This is a genomic window from Streptomyces spiralis (assembly GCF_014654675.1).
In the GTDB taxonomy this organism is placed as follows: domain Bacteria; phylum Actinomycetota; class Actinomycetes; order Streptomycetales; family Streptomycetaceae; genus Streptomyces; species Streptomyces spiralis.
In genome coordinates this window covers 19829-35862 of record NZ_BNBC01000069.1, presented here as the reverse complement: position 1 = coordinate 35862, position 16034 = coordinate 19829, and the positions used below count along the sequence as shown (strand labels likewise).

General features: G+C 72.2%; 9 protein-coding genes. 1 reads left to right on the top strand and 8 read right to left on the bottom strand.

Annotated elements, in window-relative coordinates:
* A partial coding sequence (locus tag IE318_RS40730) for a maltotransferase domain-containing protein (RefSeq protein ID WP_189907919.1) occupies window positions 1-722 on the bottom strand: 722 nt, incomplete at its 3' end.
* A gap of 316 nt (window positions 723-1038) precedes the next feature.
* Here IE318_RS40730 and IE318_RS40725 point away from each other — a divergent pair.
* Window positions 1039-3687, top strand: coding sequence for a glycosyltransferase family 1 protein (locus IE318_RS40725; protein WP_189907918.1), 2649 nt, complete (start codon window positions 1039-1041; stop codon window positions 3685-3687).
* 203 nt (window positions 3688-3890) lie between these two features.
* Here IE318_RS40725 and IE318_RS40720 read toward each other — a convergent pair whose 3' ends face one another.
* The 7 genes from IE318_RS40720 to IE318_RS40690 all read right to left on the bottom strand — a co-directional run bounded on the left by IE318_RS40720 (window position 3891) and on the right by IE318_RS40690 (window position 16011).
* The gene (locus IE318_RS40720; RefSeq protein ID WP_229904094.1) at window positions 3891-6695 is read right to left on the bottom strand and encodes an N-acetylmuramoyl-L-alanine amidase; all 2805 of its coding nucleotides are present in this window, start codon (window positions 6693-6695) and stop codon (window positions 3891-3893) included.
* 97 nt (window positions 6696-6792) lie between these two features.
* On the bottom strand, window positions 6793-7311 hold the full coding sequence (locus tag IE318_RS40715; protein WP_189907917.1) for a DUF1990 domain-containing protein: 519 nt from the start codon (window positions 7309-7311) through the stop codon (window positions 6793-6795).
* Between the two features lie 159 nt (window positions 7312-7470).
* Window positions 7471-9129, bottom strand: a complete 1659-nt coding sequence (locus IE318_RS40710; RefSeq protein WP_189907916.1) for a M4 family metallopeptidase — start codon at window positions 9127-9129, stop codon at window positions 7471-7473.
* Window positions 9130-9382: 253 nt separating this feature from the next.
* Window positions 9383-11422, bottom strand: a complete 2040-nt coding sequence (locus tag IE318_RS40705; protein ID WP_189907915.1) for a M4 family metallopeptidase — start codon at window positions 11420-11422, stop codon at window positions 9383-9385.
* Window positions 11423-11784: 362 nt separating this feature from the next.
* Window positions 11785-12444, bottom strand: coding sequence for an HAD family hydrolase (locus IE318_RS40700; protein WP_030179717.1), 660 nt, complete (start codon window positions 12442-12444; stop codon window positions 11785-11787).
* Window positions 12437-14251 carry an ABC transporter ATP-binding protein gene (locus IE318_RS40695; protein WP_189907914.1) on the bottom strand — a complete coding sequence of 605 codons (1815 nt, stop codon included), beginning with the start codon at window positions 14249-14251 and terminating at the stop codon, window positions 12437-12439. The genes IE318_RS40700 and IE318_RS40695 overlap by 8 nt, the downstream gene beginning before the upstream one ends.
* Window positions 14248-16011: an ABC transporter ATP-binding protein gene (locus IE318_RS40690; RefSeq protein WP_189907913.1), complete on the bottom strand. Its 1764-nt coding sequence runs from the start codon at window positions 16009-16011 to the stop codon at window positions 14248-14250. Before IE318_RS40690 ends, IE318_RS40695 begins: the two co-directional genes overlap by 4 nt.
* Window positions 16012-16034: the final 23 nt, after the last annotated feature.

Here is a 16034-nt window from a genome sequence, read left to right as displayed (position 1 = left end):
GAGGCGGTGACCAGCTCCCGCAGCGGATACCGGGCCAGCACCGCGTCCACCTCCGGCGTCAACGCCGCCGCCAGCCGGGACGCGGCCGGCCGGCTCTCGTCCCGCAGGGCGGGCACGGCGGCCAGGACGATCTCCCGTTCACCGCTCTCCTCCGGGACCCCGGCCGCCGCCCGCTCGTACAGCCGGGCGCCCTCCTCCAGGACCAGCTCGGTGTCCTGCCCTGCCGGAATCTTGATCCGGGCGTGGTGGCGCCAGGTGGCGACCGGATCCGACCAGGCCTCGACGGTGTACGTCCAGCGGCCGGGCTCGCCCGCGGTCACGGTGGCGCCCCACCGGTCGGTGCCGGGCGCCAGCTCGTGCATCGGCGTCCAGGGACCCGGGCGGCCCTGTGGATCGCGCAGGACGACGTTCGCGGCCACGGCGTCATGGCCCTCGCGGAACACGGTGGCCGTGACCTGGAACGATTCGCCGGTCACCGCCTTGGCGGGCCTGCGGCCGTGCTGGACGACCGGCCGGACGTCGAGCACGGGGATCCGGCCGACGGCGGTGGCGTGGCCGACGGGGTCCCGCTCCGGCGTCGCGGCCGGATCCGGCGACGCGCCCGGGTCCGGGGCGGAGGTCCGGGCCCGGTCCGGGGTCGGGGCCACGGTGTCGGAGCTCCGGGGATGTTCGCTGCTCGTGCTGGTGGTCGGGGGTGGTGCCGAGTGGTGCGTGGCGGGCATGACCGCTCCTGTCCGCGTCAACGAGTGTGTAGGGCGGATATGTGTGGGGAGGTGGGTCCTGCGGGTCTACTGTCGGTTGTACCGGAGGAGCCTTCCCACCCTATTCGGGTGAGCAATCCGGCACTTTGTTAACTACTCACGCGTATGTCCACACACAAAGTTGGCCTCGTCTTGGCCCGCTTGCCAGGCGCGGCCCCAGCGGCACCCGCACCGGCACCGGTACGGTTTTGTGTGACGGGGCGCACAGTGCCGTGCGTCCTTCCAGCGAAGCGCACCGTGACGTGCGTCCATCAGCGAACGCGCCGAGGTGGAAAGAGTGAAGGCGATCCGTCGGTTCACCGTCCGTCCCGTTCTTCCCGAGCCCCTGCAGCCCCTCAGCGAGCTGGCCCGCAATCTGCGCTGGTCCTGGCACGCCGAGACGCGCGACCTCTTCCAGTCCGTCGACCCCGAGCGCTGGGCCTCCTCGGGCGGCGACCCGGTACGGCTCCTCGGCAGCGTGCGCCCGGCGCGGCTGGCCGAGCTGGCCGGTGACCGCCGCTTCCTGCGCCGGCTGACCGCCGCCGCGGACGACCTGCGCGACTATGTGACCGGCGACCGCTGGTACCAGGGCCGCTCCGACGGCCTGCCGGCCGCCGTCGCCTACTTCTCGCCGGAGTTCGGCATCACGGCCGCCCTGCCGCAGTACTCCGGCGGCCTCGGCATCCTCGCCGGCGACCATCTCAAGGCGGCCAGTGACCTGGGCGTCCCACTGATCGGGGTGGGCCTGCTCTACCGGCACGGCTACTTCCGGCAGACTCTGTCCCGGGACGGCTGGCAGCAGGAGCACTACCCGGTCCTCGACCCCAACGAGCTGCCCGTCACCCAGCTGAGGGAGGCCGACGGCAGCCCCGCCCGGGTCTCGCTCGCCCTGCCCCGCGGCAGGGCCCTGCACGCCCGGATCTGGGTGGCCCAGGTCGGCCGGATTCCGCTGCTGATGCTGGACTCCGACGTCGAGGAGAACGACCTCGGCGAGCGCGGGGTGACCGACCGGCTCTACGGCGGCGGCAGCGAGCACCGGCTGCTTCAGGAGATGCTGCTCGGCATAGGAGGGGTGCGCGCGGTCCGGACGTACTGCCGGCTCACCGGGCATCCCGAGCCGGAGGTGTTCCACACCAACGAGGGCCACGCCGGGTTCCTCGGGCTGGAACGGATCGCCGAGCTGTGCGACGGAGGGCTGGACTTCGACGCGGCCCTGGAGGCGGTGCGCGCGGGCACGGTCTTCACCACCCACACGCCCGTCCCGGCCGGCATCGACCGCTTCGACCGCGAGCTGCTCGCCCGCCACTTCGGGCCCGACGCCGAGCTGCCCGGCATCGATGTGGAGCGTATTCTCCGGCTGGGCATGGAGACCTACCCGGGCGGCGAGCCGAACCTGTTCAACATGGCGGTGATGGGGCTCAGGCTCGCCCAGCGGGCCAACGGCGTGTCGCTGCTGCACGGGAGCGTCAGCCGGGGGATGTTCTCCGGGCTGTGGCCGGGATTCGACCCCGACGAGGTGCCGATCACCTCGGTGACCAACGGCGTGCACGCCCCGACCTGGGTGGCGCCGGAGGTGTTCCGGCTGGGCGCCCGGCAGATCGGCGCGCAGCGCACCGAGGACGCGCTGTCCGTGGGCGGCTCCGACCGCTGGGACGCGGTCGCCGACATCCCCGACGAGGACATCTGGGAACTCCGCCGCGAACTGCGGGAGCAGCTGGTCGTGGAGGTGCGCAAGCGGCTGTGGGCGGCCTGGCGGCAGCGCGGTGCGGGGACGGCCGAGCTGGGCTGGATCGACGGCGTGCTGGACCCGGACGTCCTGACGATCGGCTTCGCGCGCCGGGTGCCCTCCTACAAGCGCCTGACGCTGATGCTGCGCGACCGCGACCGGCTGATGGACCTGCTGCTGCACCCCGAGCGGCCGATCCAGATCGTGGTCGCGGGCAAGGCGCACCCCGCGGACGACGGCGGCAAGCGCCTCATCCAGGAACTGGTCCGCTTCGCCGACGACCCGCGGGTGCGGCACCGGATCGTCTTCCTGCCGGACTACGGCATGGCGATGGCGCAGAAGCTGTACCACGGCTGCGACGTGTGGCTGAACAACCCGCTGCGCCCGCTGGAGGCGTGCGGCACCTCCGGGATGAAGGCGGCGCTCAACGGCTGTCTCAACCTCTCCGTGCTGGACGGCTGGTGGGACGAGTGGTACCAGCCCGACTTCGGCTGGGCCATCCCGACCGCGGACGGCATCGGCTACGACACAGAGCACCGCGACGACCTCGAGGCCGCCGCGCTGTACGACCTGCTGGAGCAGCGGGTGGCGCCCCGTTTCTACGAGCGGGGCCGGGGCGGGCTGCCCGACCGCTGGATCGAGATGGTCCGCCGCACCCTGACCCTGCTGGGTCCGAAGGTGCTGGCGGGGCGCATGGTCCGCGAGTACGTCGACCGCCTGTACGCGCCCGCCGCCCATGCCCACCGCGCCCTGGACCCGGAGGCGGCGCGGGAACTGGCGGCCTGGAAGGCGCGGGTGCGCGCGGCCTGGCCCGAGGTGACGGTCGACCACGTGGAGACCTCCTCCCCGGTCGCCGAACGCGCGGAGGCGCCCTCGTCCACGGCCTCCGCCGAGCTGGGCTCCACCCTGGGCCTTCGGGTGCGGGTCGGTCTGGGCAGCCTCGGCCCGGACGACGTCGAGGTCCAGGCCGTCTCCGGCCGGGTCGACGAGGAGGACCGCATCACGGACGCCACCACGGTCCCGCTGAAGCCGAACGGCGCCCCCGACGCCGACGGCCGCTGGGTCTACGAGGGCCCCCTCTCCCTGGACCGCACCGGCCCCTACGGCTACACGGTGCGCATCCTGCCCACCCACCGCCTCCTCGCCTCCAGCGCGGAGCTGGGCCTGATGACCGTGCCCCCCGAGGACTCGGGGCAGGCGGCGGGAGTGCTGCTGCGCTAGGGGGTGTCTCGTCGATCAGGCCGGATCAGGGAGCGGCGCCAGGCGCCGCGAGCCCGGCATGATCGGCGTAGGACACCCGCCGGCGCCGCACACGGGCCGTAGGGCTCGGCCGCGGCCGCCGTGGAAGGGCTCGGGCCCCCGGCTCCGTCGCCCGTGGGGGAGACAGGAGCCGAGGGCCCGGGGTGGTACTGGCGGTGCGGGTGTCAGATCACGAAGTTGTAGCTCTGCCAGCCCGGCCCGATCGAGGTGCGCTTGGCGAACGGCGCCGTCGCCTTGCCGGTGCCCTTGTAGAACCACAGCACGCCGGAGGTGTCCCGGGCGATGAGGTCGGCGATCCCGTCACGGTCGAGGTCGCTGACGCCCGCGAGCGTGTTGTAGATCTGCCAGCCCCCGCCGATCTGGGTGCGAGCGGCGTAGGGCGCCGTCGCCTTGCCGGTGCCCTGGTACAGCCAGAGCACCCCCGACTTGTCGCGGGCCACGAGGTCGGCCTTGCCGTCACCCGTGATGTCCCCGGTGGAGGTCATCAGGTTGTAGGTGTTCCAGCCGCTGCCGATCCGCTGGCGGGCGAGGAACTGCGTTTTCGCCGTGTACGTGCCGGTGCTCGGGTACAGCCAGAGCACACCCGAGGAGTCCCGGGCCAGCAGGTCGGGCTTCCCGTCACCGGTCAGGTCCCGGGCGCCCCACAGGGCGTTGTACGTGTTCCAGCCGGTGCCCACCTGGACCCGGGAGCGGAACGGCTGGCTCAGCTTGCCGCTGCCCTGGTAGTACCAGAGCGTCCCGCTGCCGTCGCGCGCCACCATGTCGCCCGTGCCGTCCGCGCGCAGCGCGGTCAGCGGGGTGACGACGTTGTACTGCTGCCAGCCCGAGCCGACCCGGTAGCGGGCGTAGAAGGGCGCGGAGGCGCTGCCCGTGCCCTGGTACTGCCAGAGCACGCCGGAGCTGTCGCGGGCGACCGCGTCGTAGCGGTCGGTGCCCGGGTCCGGGGCGGTGCTGGTGGCCGTCTCCACGTCGCTCGACTTCACCCAGGCGATGCGGTGGTTGTAGCGGATCGGGTAGAAGGTCTGCGTGCCCGTGACCAGTGTCCGGTCGTGGTCCGCGGTGCCCGCGAAGGTGCCCGCGTACCAGTAGTCGCCCGGCTGCGCGGGACCGGCCTGCACGTACGCCTGGCCCGAGGGGACGCTGTACTTCGTCAGCGACGCGTCGTTGTCCGTCTGCACGTCCACACCGGTGCCCGTGTAGGCGGCGTCCTCCGGGTAGGCGCGCCCGTACACCGGGATGGAGGTGGCGCCCGCCTTGGCCTTCAGCACCGAGACGCCGGACGTGCCGACCGGGGCGGTGAACTGCCCGCCCGGGTTGTAGAACCAGGCCTTCTGGCCGCCGTACCAGATGGCCGTCCAGTCGTTGCGGGCCTCCGCGACGACGTACTCGCCGCCGGCCACGACCTTGTTGCCCCAGTTCGGCGCGTCGGTGGCCTTCACGGTCGGCATGTACGGGTCGGTGATCAGGGCCGAGCCGGTCGACGGGGACGTGTACAGGTAGCCGAAGTTGGCCGGCTGCTTGGTGACCGTGCTCCCGTTGTACGTCAGCGTCGGCTGGTTGGCCGTCGTGAACGGCGGCACCACGCGGACGACCTGGCCGGCCTTGAGCGGACCGCCCGCGCCGCCGCTGCCGGTGGGCGCGCCCAGGAGGGACATGTAGCGGTTCCAGTCCCAGAACGGGCCCGGGTCCCAGTGCTGCGAGGCGACGTTCTTGTCCAGGACGCCCGGCACCTCGTCGTGGCCGATGATGTGCTCGCGGTCCAGCGGGATGTTGAACCGGGCCGCCAGGTACTTCACCAGGGCCGCGGACGACTCGTACTGGGACGGCGTGTACCAGCTGCCGTCCTTGACGGCGTAGCCCTCGTGCTCGATCCCGATCGAGTGCATGTTGAGCGTCTTGTTGGCCGCGTGCCAGGCCTCGTCCTTGGTGGCCACCATCTGCGTGACCAGACCGTCGGACGCACGGATCAGGTAGTGGGTGCTCGCGTAGGCGGCCGGGTTCTGGAAGGTGGCCACCGACCCGTCGTAGCCACCCTCGGTGTCGTGGATGACGATGTAGCGGATGTCCTCGCCGTTGGAGGGGCGGTTGGACACGTTGTAGTTGCCGAAGTCGTCCGGGGTGCTGCTGTTCTGCGCGAACCCGGCGGGCTTGAAGTCGCAGTTGAGGCCCGAGGGGCACTCCGGAGCCTGGGCGGTCGTGTAGGTCGCCTGGTTCGCCAGCGGCACCTTCGCCGGGGGCGCGGGGGTCACGGAGGGGTCGGCGGGCAGGGTCACCTGCTGGCCGTCCGCGGTGACGCTGCTCTGCCCCTCGCGGATCGTGTCGAAGACACGCTTGGCGAACAGCGTCGCGCCCTTGGTGTCGGGCGACTGGCTGTACCGTGCGACGGCCGGGTACCACTGGCCGGGGTCCGTCGACAGCGAACGGCCGGAATCGCGCTGGTACTCGGCCAGCAGCGCGGCACCCGCGCGGATGCTCTGCTCGGTGTCGTTCTGCACGTCGTCGACGGACTTGTCGATGAGCTTCGCGCCCTCGTCCAGCGTGTGCAGCCGCGGATCGCCGGTGTCGACGACCGGCGGGGCGGACTTCAGGGCGCGCTTGGCGTTGAAGTGCTTCTCGACGGCCGGGTCGCCGCTCATGTTGAGGTGGGACAGCCGCTCCTGGTCGGTGGGCTGCTCCACGTCGTCGGAGGTGACCCGGGTCAGCCCCATGACGTTGTAGGAGCCCGTGGTGCTCGGCTCACCGTCGTGCGAGTCCCACAGCGACGACTGGTACGAGACGGCCATGAGGACGCTCTTGGGAACGTCGAACTCGCGGGCCGCCTGGTCGAACTCCTGCTGCAACCGCGCACTGGCCGCGACGGGAGGTGTGTCCGACGATCCCTGCGCGGCGATGGCGATGGATCCGACCGCCGCCGTGACGACGACACCGGACGCCACGCCATATATCAGGAACCGTCTCTTACGGGTCAATCGATGACGTTTCAAACCCACCCCTACGCAGTGCTTCCTCGGAGGAAGCGCAATCTAGCAAGCCTCATATGTCCCAGCGGACACAGGGGACTCAGCGTTACTCGGGCTGGAACTCCGCACACAGTCGGCGCAGCACCGTTCCGCACCGACGTGCGTAGGCGTGCTGGAAGCCGCGGGTCGCCGGGCCTCCCGCGCGGGCGTACCACTTGGCGGGACGGCTGAAAGCGCTCACCGTCAGCCAGACCGTGCCGTCGCCGGTGCGGTCGACGACGAAGGACTCCTCGCCGGTCTCCGGGTGGCCGGGCAGGGTGCCGTAGGCCCAGCCGGCGCGGCGGGGTTCGTCCACCGTCCACACGATCCGGCAGGGTGCCTTGATCATGCCGGCCAGGGTCACCGTGACGTCGGCGCCGGGGACGGCGCGGTCGGCGGAGGCGTCGACGCCCACGCCGACCGCGCGGTGCAGCTCCCAGGTCAGCACGGCCTCGGCGGCGCGCCGGAACACCTCCTCGCCCTCGCCGATGCGGGTGCGCACGTGCAGGGGGTGGAAGCCGGGCGGGTAGTGGCCCCGCTCGCGGGTCGCGCCGACCTCCTCGTAGGTGAAGTCCTCCGAAGACATGGGACCCAAGCCTAGGGGGTGTCTCGTCGATCATGCCGGGCCGCGTCTGGCACCGCTCCCTGATCCGGCCTGATCGACGAGACACCCCCTGGGGGTTCAGCGGAGCGGCGCCCGGGAGTCTCGACTCCCGGGCGCCGCCCCTCGTCAGCTGCCCCCTGTTCAGTTGACGTTGACCGCGGACCAGGCCGCGGCGACCGTCTTGTACTCGGTGCTGGTCGAGCCGTACAGGGCCGACGCCGCGTTCAGGGTCGCCGTGCGGGCGGCCTTGTAGTTGGTCGTCGACGTCATGTACGTGGTCAGCGCCTTGTACCAGATCTGCAGCGCCTTGTCCCGGCCGATGCCGGTGACCGTGGAGCCGTTGTACGTGGGCGAGTTGTAGCTGACGCCGTTGATGGTCTTGGCGCCGCTGCCCTCGCTCAGCAGGTAGAAGAAGTGGTTCGCGACACCGGACGAGTAGTGCACGTCCTTGGTGCCCACGCTGGAGGACCAGTAGTCGGCGGAGCCGCCGTCCTTGCTGGGCTTGTCCATGTAGCGCAGCGGGGTGCCGTCGCCGTTGATGTTGATCTTCTCGCCGATGAGGTAGTCGCCCTTGTCGGCGGAGTTGTTGGCGTAGAACTCCACGCCGGTGCCGAAGATGTCGGAGGTGGCCTCGTTCAGACCGCCGGACTCACCGGAGTAGTTCAGCCCGGCGGTGTTGGACGTGACGCCGTGGCTCATCTCGTGGCCGGCCACGTCCAGCGAGGTCAGCGGGTGGGTGTTGCCCGAGCCGTCGCCGTAGGTCATGCAGAAGCAGCTGTCGTCCCAGAAGGCGTTGACGTAGTTGTTGCCGTAGTGGACGCGGGAGTAGGCGCCGACGCCGTTGTTCTTGATGCCGTTGCGGCCGAAGGTGTTCTTGTAGAAGTCCCAGGTCTCCTGGGCGCCGTAGGCGGCGTCGGCGGCCGCCGTCTGGTCGGCGGTGGAGCTGGAGGCGGTGCCGGTGCCCCACACGTCGTCCGCGTCGGTGAACAGGGTGCCGGTGCCGGAGGTCCTCCCGGCCAGGTTGTACGTCTTGTGGCCGCCGCGCGTGGTGTCGTACAGCTGGTACGTCGACCCCGACAGGTAGGTGCTGAGCGTCACCGTGCCCGAGTACAGGGTCTTGCCGGTGCCGGTCTCGATGCCCTGGAACTCGTAGAGCTTCTTGCCGGTGGCGGCGTCGGTGATGACGTGCAGCTGGTTCGGGGTGCCGTCGTCCTGGAGGCCGCCGACGACGGTCTCGTAGGCGAGGACCGGCGTGCCGTTCGCCGCCCAGATGACCTTGCGCGGGGCCTGGTCGGCGGAGGTCTTCGCCGAACCGGCGTCCTGGGCGAGGGTCAGCGCCTGCTTCTCCGCCTTGGCGGGGGCGACCTTCGGTGTGAGCGAGGCCACCTTGATGGCCGCCTTGGTGGCCTTGGTGACGCCTTCGGTCTTCCCCGAGCCGGCGGTGTGGACGATCAGGTCGCCGCCGAGGACCGGCAGGCCGGCGTAGGTGCGCTCGTAGCGGGTGTGCACCGTGCCGTCGGCGTCCTTGACGACGTCCTTGGCGACCAGCTTCTCCTTGGCGCCGAGGCCTATCTCCCGGGCGGTGTCGGCCGCGCCGGACTGGGCCTGCTGGAGGAGGGAGGTGCGCGCCGCGGCGGAGAGCGCGGTCGGGGCGGCGGCGAGTGTGGCGTGGCCCGCGGAGTCGGCGGGGGTCTGGGCGGAGGCACTGGTGGTCAGACCGGTGCTGAGAAGGGCTCCGGCGGCGACGGCGGTGGCGACGGCCAGAGTGGTGCGCTTGTGACGCGCGTAGCGGGGAGTCACACAAGCTCCTTCTGTGGGGGAGTCCGGCGGGCGTGGGGTTGCCGGGCCGGAGAGAGGGTCAGGTTGGTTTGCTCGTGCGGCGGGTGCAGGAAGAGTGGCATTAACGGCGCGTACATGTCATGACCCCGAAGTGATGTTGACCGAAAATCGACGACCGCGTCGATGTTTCGGCAGTGTGAACGGGCGCCGTTCCGGGTGGTCCACCACCGGAACGGCGCCCTGTCCTCGGGGTTCTGCCGCCTACCAGAAGCTCCTAGGGAAAGGTCAGCTTCCAGTCGTCGATGTAGCCCGTGTCCTGCGCGCCCAGGTCCTGGACGCGCAGCTTCCAGGTGCCGTTGGCCGTTTCGGAGGACGCGTTGACCGTGTAGGTCGCGTGCACGTCGGGCGTCGGGTCGTAGGCGCTGTTCTTCAGCCGGTACGTCGACCCGTCCGGGGCGACCAGGTCGATCTGGAGGTCACCGCTCCAGGTGTGCACGATGTCCACCGAGACCTGGAGGTTGGAGGGGGCGTTGCCGCTGCGCCCGGAGACCGTGATGGACGAGGTGACCGCCGATCCGGGGTAGTCCGGGATCTGCACGTCGGAGCTGTTCTCGAACGTGGTGCCGCCGCCCCCGCCGCCGGAGCGCGAACCGACCGAGACGGCCGCCCAGGCGTCCTGCACCGCCTTGTACTCGGCGCTGGAGGTGCCGTACAGCTCACCGGCCGCCGCGAGCGTGCCGGTGCGGGCCGCCGCGTAGTTGGTGGTGGAGGTGAACTTGGTGGTCAGCGCCCGGTACCAGATCTGCAGCGCCTTGTCCCGGCCGATGCCGGTGACCGGAAGCCCGTCCGACGTGGGCGAGTTGTAGCTGACGCCGTTGATGACCTTGGCGCCGCTGCCCTCGCTCAGCAGGTAGAAGAAGTGGTTCGCGACACCGGACGAGTAGTGCACGTCCTTGTTGCCGACACCCGAGGACCAGTAGTCGGCGGAGGCGCCGTCCTTGCTGGGCTTGTCCATGTAGCGCAGCGGGGTGCCGTCGCCGTTGATGTCGATCTTCTCGCCGATGAGGTAGTCGCCGACATCGGTGCTGTTGTTGGCGTAGAACTCCACGCCGGTGCCGAAGATGTCGGAGGTGGCCTCGTTCAGACCGCCGGACTCGCCGCTGTAGTTGAGGCCCGCGGTGTTGGAGGTGACGCCGTGGCTCATCTCGTGGCCGGCCACGTCCAGCGAGGTCAGCGGATCGGCGTTGCCCGAGCCGTCGCCGTAGGTCATGCAGAAGCAGCTGTCGTCCCAGAACGCGTTCACGTACGAGTTGCCGTAGTGGACGCGCGAGTACGCGGCCCGGCCGTCGTTGCGGATGCCGCTGCGGCCGAAGGTGTTCTTGTAGAAGTCCCAGGTGACCGCCGCACCGTAGTGGGCGTCGGCGCCCGCGGTGGCGGCGTTCGACGTGGTGCCGTTGCCCCAGGTGTCGCTGGACTGGCTGAACAGTGTGCCGGTGCCGGACGTGCCGTGGTTGAGGTTGTACGTCTTGTGGCCGCCGCGCGAGCCGTCGTTCAGCGTGTACGTCGAGCCCGACAGCGTCGTGGTCAGCGGGACCTGGCCGCTGTACTGGGTGTTGCCGACGCCGGTCTCGATGCCCTGGTAGCGGAACAGCTCCTTGCCCGTGCTCGCGTCGGTGATCACGTGCAGCTGGTTCGGGGTCCCGTCGTCCTGGAGGCCCCCGATGACCGTCTCGTAGGCCAGCACCGGCTTGCCGCTCGCCGCCCAGATCACCGTGCGGGACGACTGGTCGGCCGACGCCTTGCTGCCCAGCGCCTCGGCGCGCCGCACGGCCTGCTTCTCGGCGGTCGCCTTCGACACCTTGGGCGTGAGGCTCGCGACCTTCACGGTCGCGTCGGTCGCCTTGAGCACGCGCTCGGTCTGTCCCGACCTGGCGGTGTCGACGACCAGGTCGCCGCCGAGGACCGGCAGGCCGGCGTAGGTGCGCTCGTAGCGGGTGTGCAGGGTGCCGTCGGCGTCCTTGACGACGTCCTTGACGACCAGCTTCTCCTGGGCGCCGAGCCCGAGGTCCTTCGCCGTGCGCGCCTTGGCGCCGTCGGCGTCCCGGATCAGCTCGGCACGCTGCGAGGGCGTGAGCTTGACCGCGACATGCGCCGGGTTGATCTTCCCGGAGTGCGGCGCCTGCGCCGGGCTGGCGCTCGCCGCGCCCGACTGGACGGCCGTGGCGATCAGGGCGGCGACACCGGCCAGGGCGATGCCCGCGGCCCGCCGGGGGGTGGTGTGGGAGGTGCGTCTGCGAGAGCTGCTGCTACTCAACACTGACTCCTTCTGCGTGGCCACGGGTCGCGCGGCCAGGGGGAGAACCGGACGCGGGGTGAGACGTCCGGGCAGAACTGCGTGGAACGCGGAACCAGCTGTGCGATGTGCGAGGTGCAGGTGCGAGGTGCCGGTACGGACTGCGCAGTGCGTGAGGCGTGTGGAGCGCCGGCCGGGTCACCGCCGTGGAACCGTGGGGGGATGCTGTGGGGTGGCTGTGAACGGCCGAGGGGAAGAGTGGCAGGAGAAGGCCGCGCTTGTCAGGGGCGCGTCACGAACTTGGCTGGAAATCGTTCGTTGTCCGGATGTTCATGTTCGGTATACGAACCCGCCACGGGGCCGCGTCGCTGTTCCGGCGCAGGTCAGCCGCGGTGCCGACGCGGGTCGTCGAGGAGCGCCGTGAGATCGGTGAGACGGTCGATCCGCCAGTCCGCCGCCGCCACCACCTCCGGGTCGTCCGCCCACAGATGCCCCCACGGCCCCCGCCGCAGGTGCGCCACGCGCAGCCCGGCCGCCTTCGCCGGGAACACGTCGTTCACCGGGTGGTCACCCACGTACAGGGTGGAGCCCGCCTCCGCCCGCCCCGCCTCCACCACGCGCCGGAAGAACTCCCGCCGGGGCTTGGCGACACCCCACTCGCCGGAGGTGGCCACGACGTCCGCCGGGAGGTCCAGGGCGCGCAGCAGCTCACCCACCCGGGCCGTCTGGTTGCCGGCCACGACGACACGCAGCCCCCGCGCCCGCAGCTGCGTGAGCACCGGGCGCACATCGCCGTAGAGGTCGCCCTCGCCGAGGTACTCGCCGCGGCCCGCGACCTCCCGGGCACGGTACTCGGCCACGACGTCGAGACCGGGGCGCACCAGCCGCAGGGCCTCGGTGTTGTCCTCGCCCCGCGCTACGACGACGCCGACGAGCGCGGACAGGGTGTGACGCGGGACCTTCAGCCAGTCCGCCCAGTCCGCCCAGTAGCGGTCGTCCCTGGTGATCGTCTCGCCGACGTCGAACGCGATGGTCTCAATCACCCTGCGAGCTTACGGCGGCGCCGTCCCCGTGCCAGGTGCGCCACAGCGCCGCGTACGCCCCGCCGGCCGCCACCAGCTCCTCGTGGGTGCCGAGTTCGGTCAGCCGGCCGTTCTCCATCACCGCCACACGGTCGGCGTCGTGGGCGGTGTGCAGCCGGTGCGCGATGGCGATGACCGTACGGCCCTCCAGCACGGCCGCCAGGGCACGCTCGGTGTGCCGGGCGGTCGCCGGGTCGAGCAGGGCCGTGGCCTCGTCCAGGATCAGCGTGTGCGGGTCGGCCAGGACCACCCGGGCCAGGGCCAGTTGCTGGGCCCGCGAGCCGTCCGTACGGCACCCGTCCGGCCCCAGCTCGGTGTCCAGCCCGTCCGGCAGCTCCGCGACCCAGGCATCGGCGCCCACGGCGGCCAGCGCCGCCCACAACCGCTCGTCCGTCGCCGCCGGCTCGGCGATGCGCAGATTGTCGCGGACCGTGCCCAGGAACACGTGGTGCTCCTGGGTGACGAGCACGACCTGGCGGCGCAGCCGCTCCGGCTCCAGACCCGCCACCGGCACACCGCCGACCGTCACCGAGCCCGCGCCCGGCGCGTCGACGCCCGCGAGCAGCCGGCTCAGCGTGGTCTTCCCGGCCCCGGACGGCCCGACCACGGCCAGCCGCTCCCCGGGCCGTACCGTCAGATCGACCCCGTGCAGCACCTCGCCGCCGTGGTCGTAGGCGTAGTGGACCCCGGTGACGTCGATGCGGTCGTCCGCCGGGGCGGGGGAGCCGGCCGCGGCCGCGCGCGGGGCCCGGGCCAGGCCCTCCACACGGGCGAAGGAGGCGCCGCTGCTCTGCAGTTGCTCCACGTGCATCAGGATCTGGTCCAGCGGCTCGGTGAACTGCCGCAGATACAGGGCGGCGGCCACCACCGCGCCCAGCGTCACCGCCCCCCGCGCGTGCAGCACCCCGCCGACCAGCAGCACCCCGGCCACCGGGAGGATGTACGACACCTCGACCGCCGGGAAGAACACGGTCCGCAGGAACAGCGTGTACAGCCGGGCGCGCCGGGCCGTCTCCAGGGCGTCCCGGCTCGCCGCGACCCGCCGTCCGGCCAGCCGGAACGCCTCGACGGTACGGGCCCCGGAGGCGGTCGCCGCCAGGATCTCGGCGACCTCGGAGCCGGCCGCGCCCTCCGCGAGATAGCCGTCCCGGGCGCGGCGCAGATACCAGCGCAGGGCCACCCAGATCGGTGTCAGCGCCAGCACCCCGACGGCCCCGAGCAGCGGGTCGAGCAGGAACACCGCGACCAGCACGAACAGTGCCTGCGCCACGCAGACCAGCAACTCCGGTCCCACGTCCCGCAGGGTGGTGCCGACGGTGGCCACGTCCGCGGTGCCGCGCGTGGTCAGGTCACCCGTGCCGGCCCGCTCCACCACCGACGCCGGCAGCGCCAGCGCCCGGTCCACGAACTCCTCGCGCACCCGGGCCAGCGTGCGCTCGCCGAAGCGGTGTCCCACGTACCGGGCCCAGCGCGCCAGCAGCAACTGGGCCAGCGCGCACACCACGATGGCCAGCGCCATCCGGTCGACGGCACCGACCCCGCCCCCGGCCCGGACGTGGTCGACGATCCGGCCCAGCAGCCAGGGACCGGCGAGCCCGGTGCCCGCGGCCAGCGCGTTCAGGACGAGGACCGCCGTGAAGGCCCGCCCGTCCGCCCGGACCAGGCGCACCGCGGCCCGCCGTACGTCCACCGGTTCGGCGATCGGCAGCCGGCCGCCGGTGTCTGCCGCTCCCGCCGTCCCCGCCGTGCCTGCCGTTCCCGCCGTCATCGCACGGCCCCCTTCGCGGTGAGCGGGCCGGTGCCCGGGGCCTCGTCGGCGTCCGGCGCCATGGCCTCTTCGGTGTCCCGCGCCACCAGGGCGCGGTAGCCCGGCTCGGCGTCGAGGAGTTCGCGGTGGCCGCCGGTGGCCGCCACCTTGCCGTCGACCAGGTAGTGCACGGTGTCGGCGTGGTCCAGCACCAGCGGCGAGGTGGTCGTGACGAGTGTCGTGCGCCCCGCGCGCGCCCGCCGCAGCCGCTCCGCGACCGCCGCCTCGGTGTGCGCGTCCAGCGCCGACGTCGGCTCCACCGCCAGCAGCACCTCCGGGTCGGCCAGCAGCGCCCGCACCAGCCGCACCCGCTGCCGCTGGCCGCCGGACAGGCTGCGGCCCTGCGCGGTCACGGGCGAGTCGAGGCCGTCGGGCAGCCCCCGCACGATGTCCTCGGCGACGGCCGTGCGGAACGCCCGCGCCACTTCCGCCGGGTCGCGCTCCCGGTGCCCGGACACCAGGTCCCGCAGCAGACCGGCGAACAGGTCGGCCTCGTTGTCCGCGACCAGGATCCGCTCCCGTACCGCGGACAGTCCGATCTCGTCCAGCGGCACCCCGCCCCAGGTGGCCTCGGACGGCTCGTACCGGCCCAGGCGGTCGACCACCGCCGCCGCGTCGGCGGGGCGGGCGCACACCAGCGCCGTCAGCCGGCCCGGTGGCACCCGGACGCCCGACTCCGGGTCGTGCAGCACGGACGGTTCGGCGGGCGCCTCCCGGGTGCCGGTGTCCTCCTCCGGCTCCACCCGCAGCAGCCGTACGACCCGGCGGGCGGCCACCACACCGCGGCTGAGCTGGTAGCCCGTCTCGACGAAGAACGCCACCGGTGTCACCAGGACCGCGACATAGCCGTACACCGACACCAGTTCGCCGATGGTGATCCGTCCCTCGGCGGCCAGCCGCGCCGCGAGCCAGGTCACCACGGCCAGGAACAGCGTCGGCAGCCCCGCCCCCAGCGCCTGGAGCCAGGAGGCCACCGCGCCCACCCGGTAGCCCTGCGCCCGCAGCCGCTGCGAGTCCCGGCGGAACGCCTCCGCGAACAGCCCTTTGCCGCCGAGCCCGTTGAGCACGCGCAGCCCGCCCGCGAGGTCGCCGATCCGCGCGGTGAGCACCCCCTGCCGCTCCCGGTACTCGCCCTCGGCGCCCTGGAGCCGCCGCATCAGCGGCCCGACGAGCACCGCGGTCAGCGGCGCCCCCAGCAGCACCACGGCCGCCAGCGGTCCCGAGATCGACAGCAGCAGCCCGGCCACCACCGCGTAGACGACGACCGCGCCGACCCCGGGGCCGACCACGGTCAGGCACTGGCTGATGGTCTGGACGTCGCCGACGCCGATGGTGACGACCTCCCCGGCGCCGACCCGGCGCGGCAGCGCGGCGCCCAGCCGGACCACATGGCCGACCACCACCTTGACCGTGCGGAAGTTGGCGTCCATCCGCACCCGGGTCATCGTCCGGTGCCGCATGATGCTCAGCCAGGCGTTGAACGCCCCGACCGCGAACAGCGCGCCCGTCCAACCCGCCAGCGCCGCAGTGTTGCCCGGCGCGAGGCCGTCGTCGATCGCCCGCGACATCAGATACGGCGTCGCCGCCAGCAGCACCATCCAGACGCTGGCCAGCAGCGCCCCGGCCGCCGACCGCCCCGGCTGGCACCTGACCAGCCACCACAGATACCGCCAGCCGCCCCGGCGGTCGGGCGTCCCCGGGTCCTCGTACGCGTCGATCACGTCGCCCCCGTCTCGTCCGTCAA

Coding starts and splice junctions, on each gene's coding strand:
- IE318_RS40715 (WP_189907917.1), bottom strand. CDS start 7,311: ATGTCTTCGGAGGACTTCACCTACGAGGAGGTCGGCGCGACCCGCGAG.
- IE318_RS40695 (WP_189907914.1), bottom strand. CDS start 14,251: ATGACGGCGGGAACGGCAGGCACGGCGGGGACGGCGGGAGCGGCAGAC.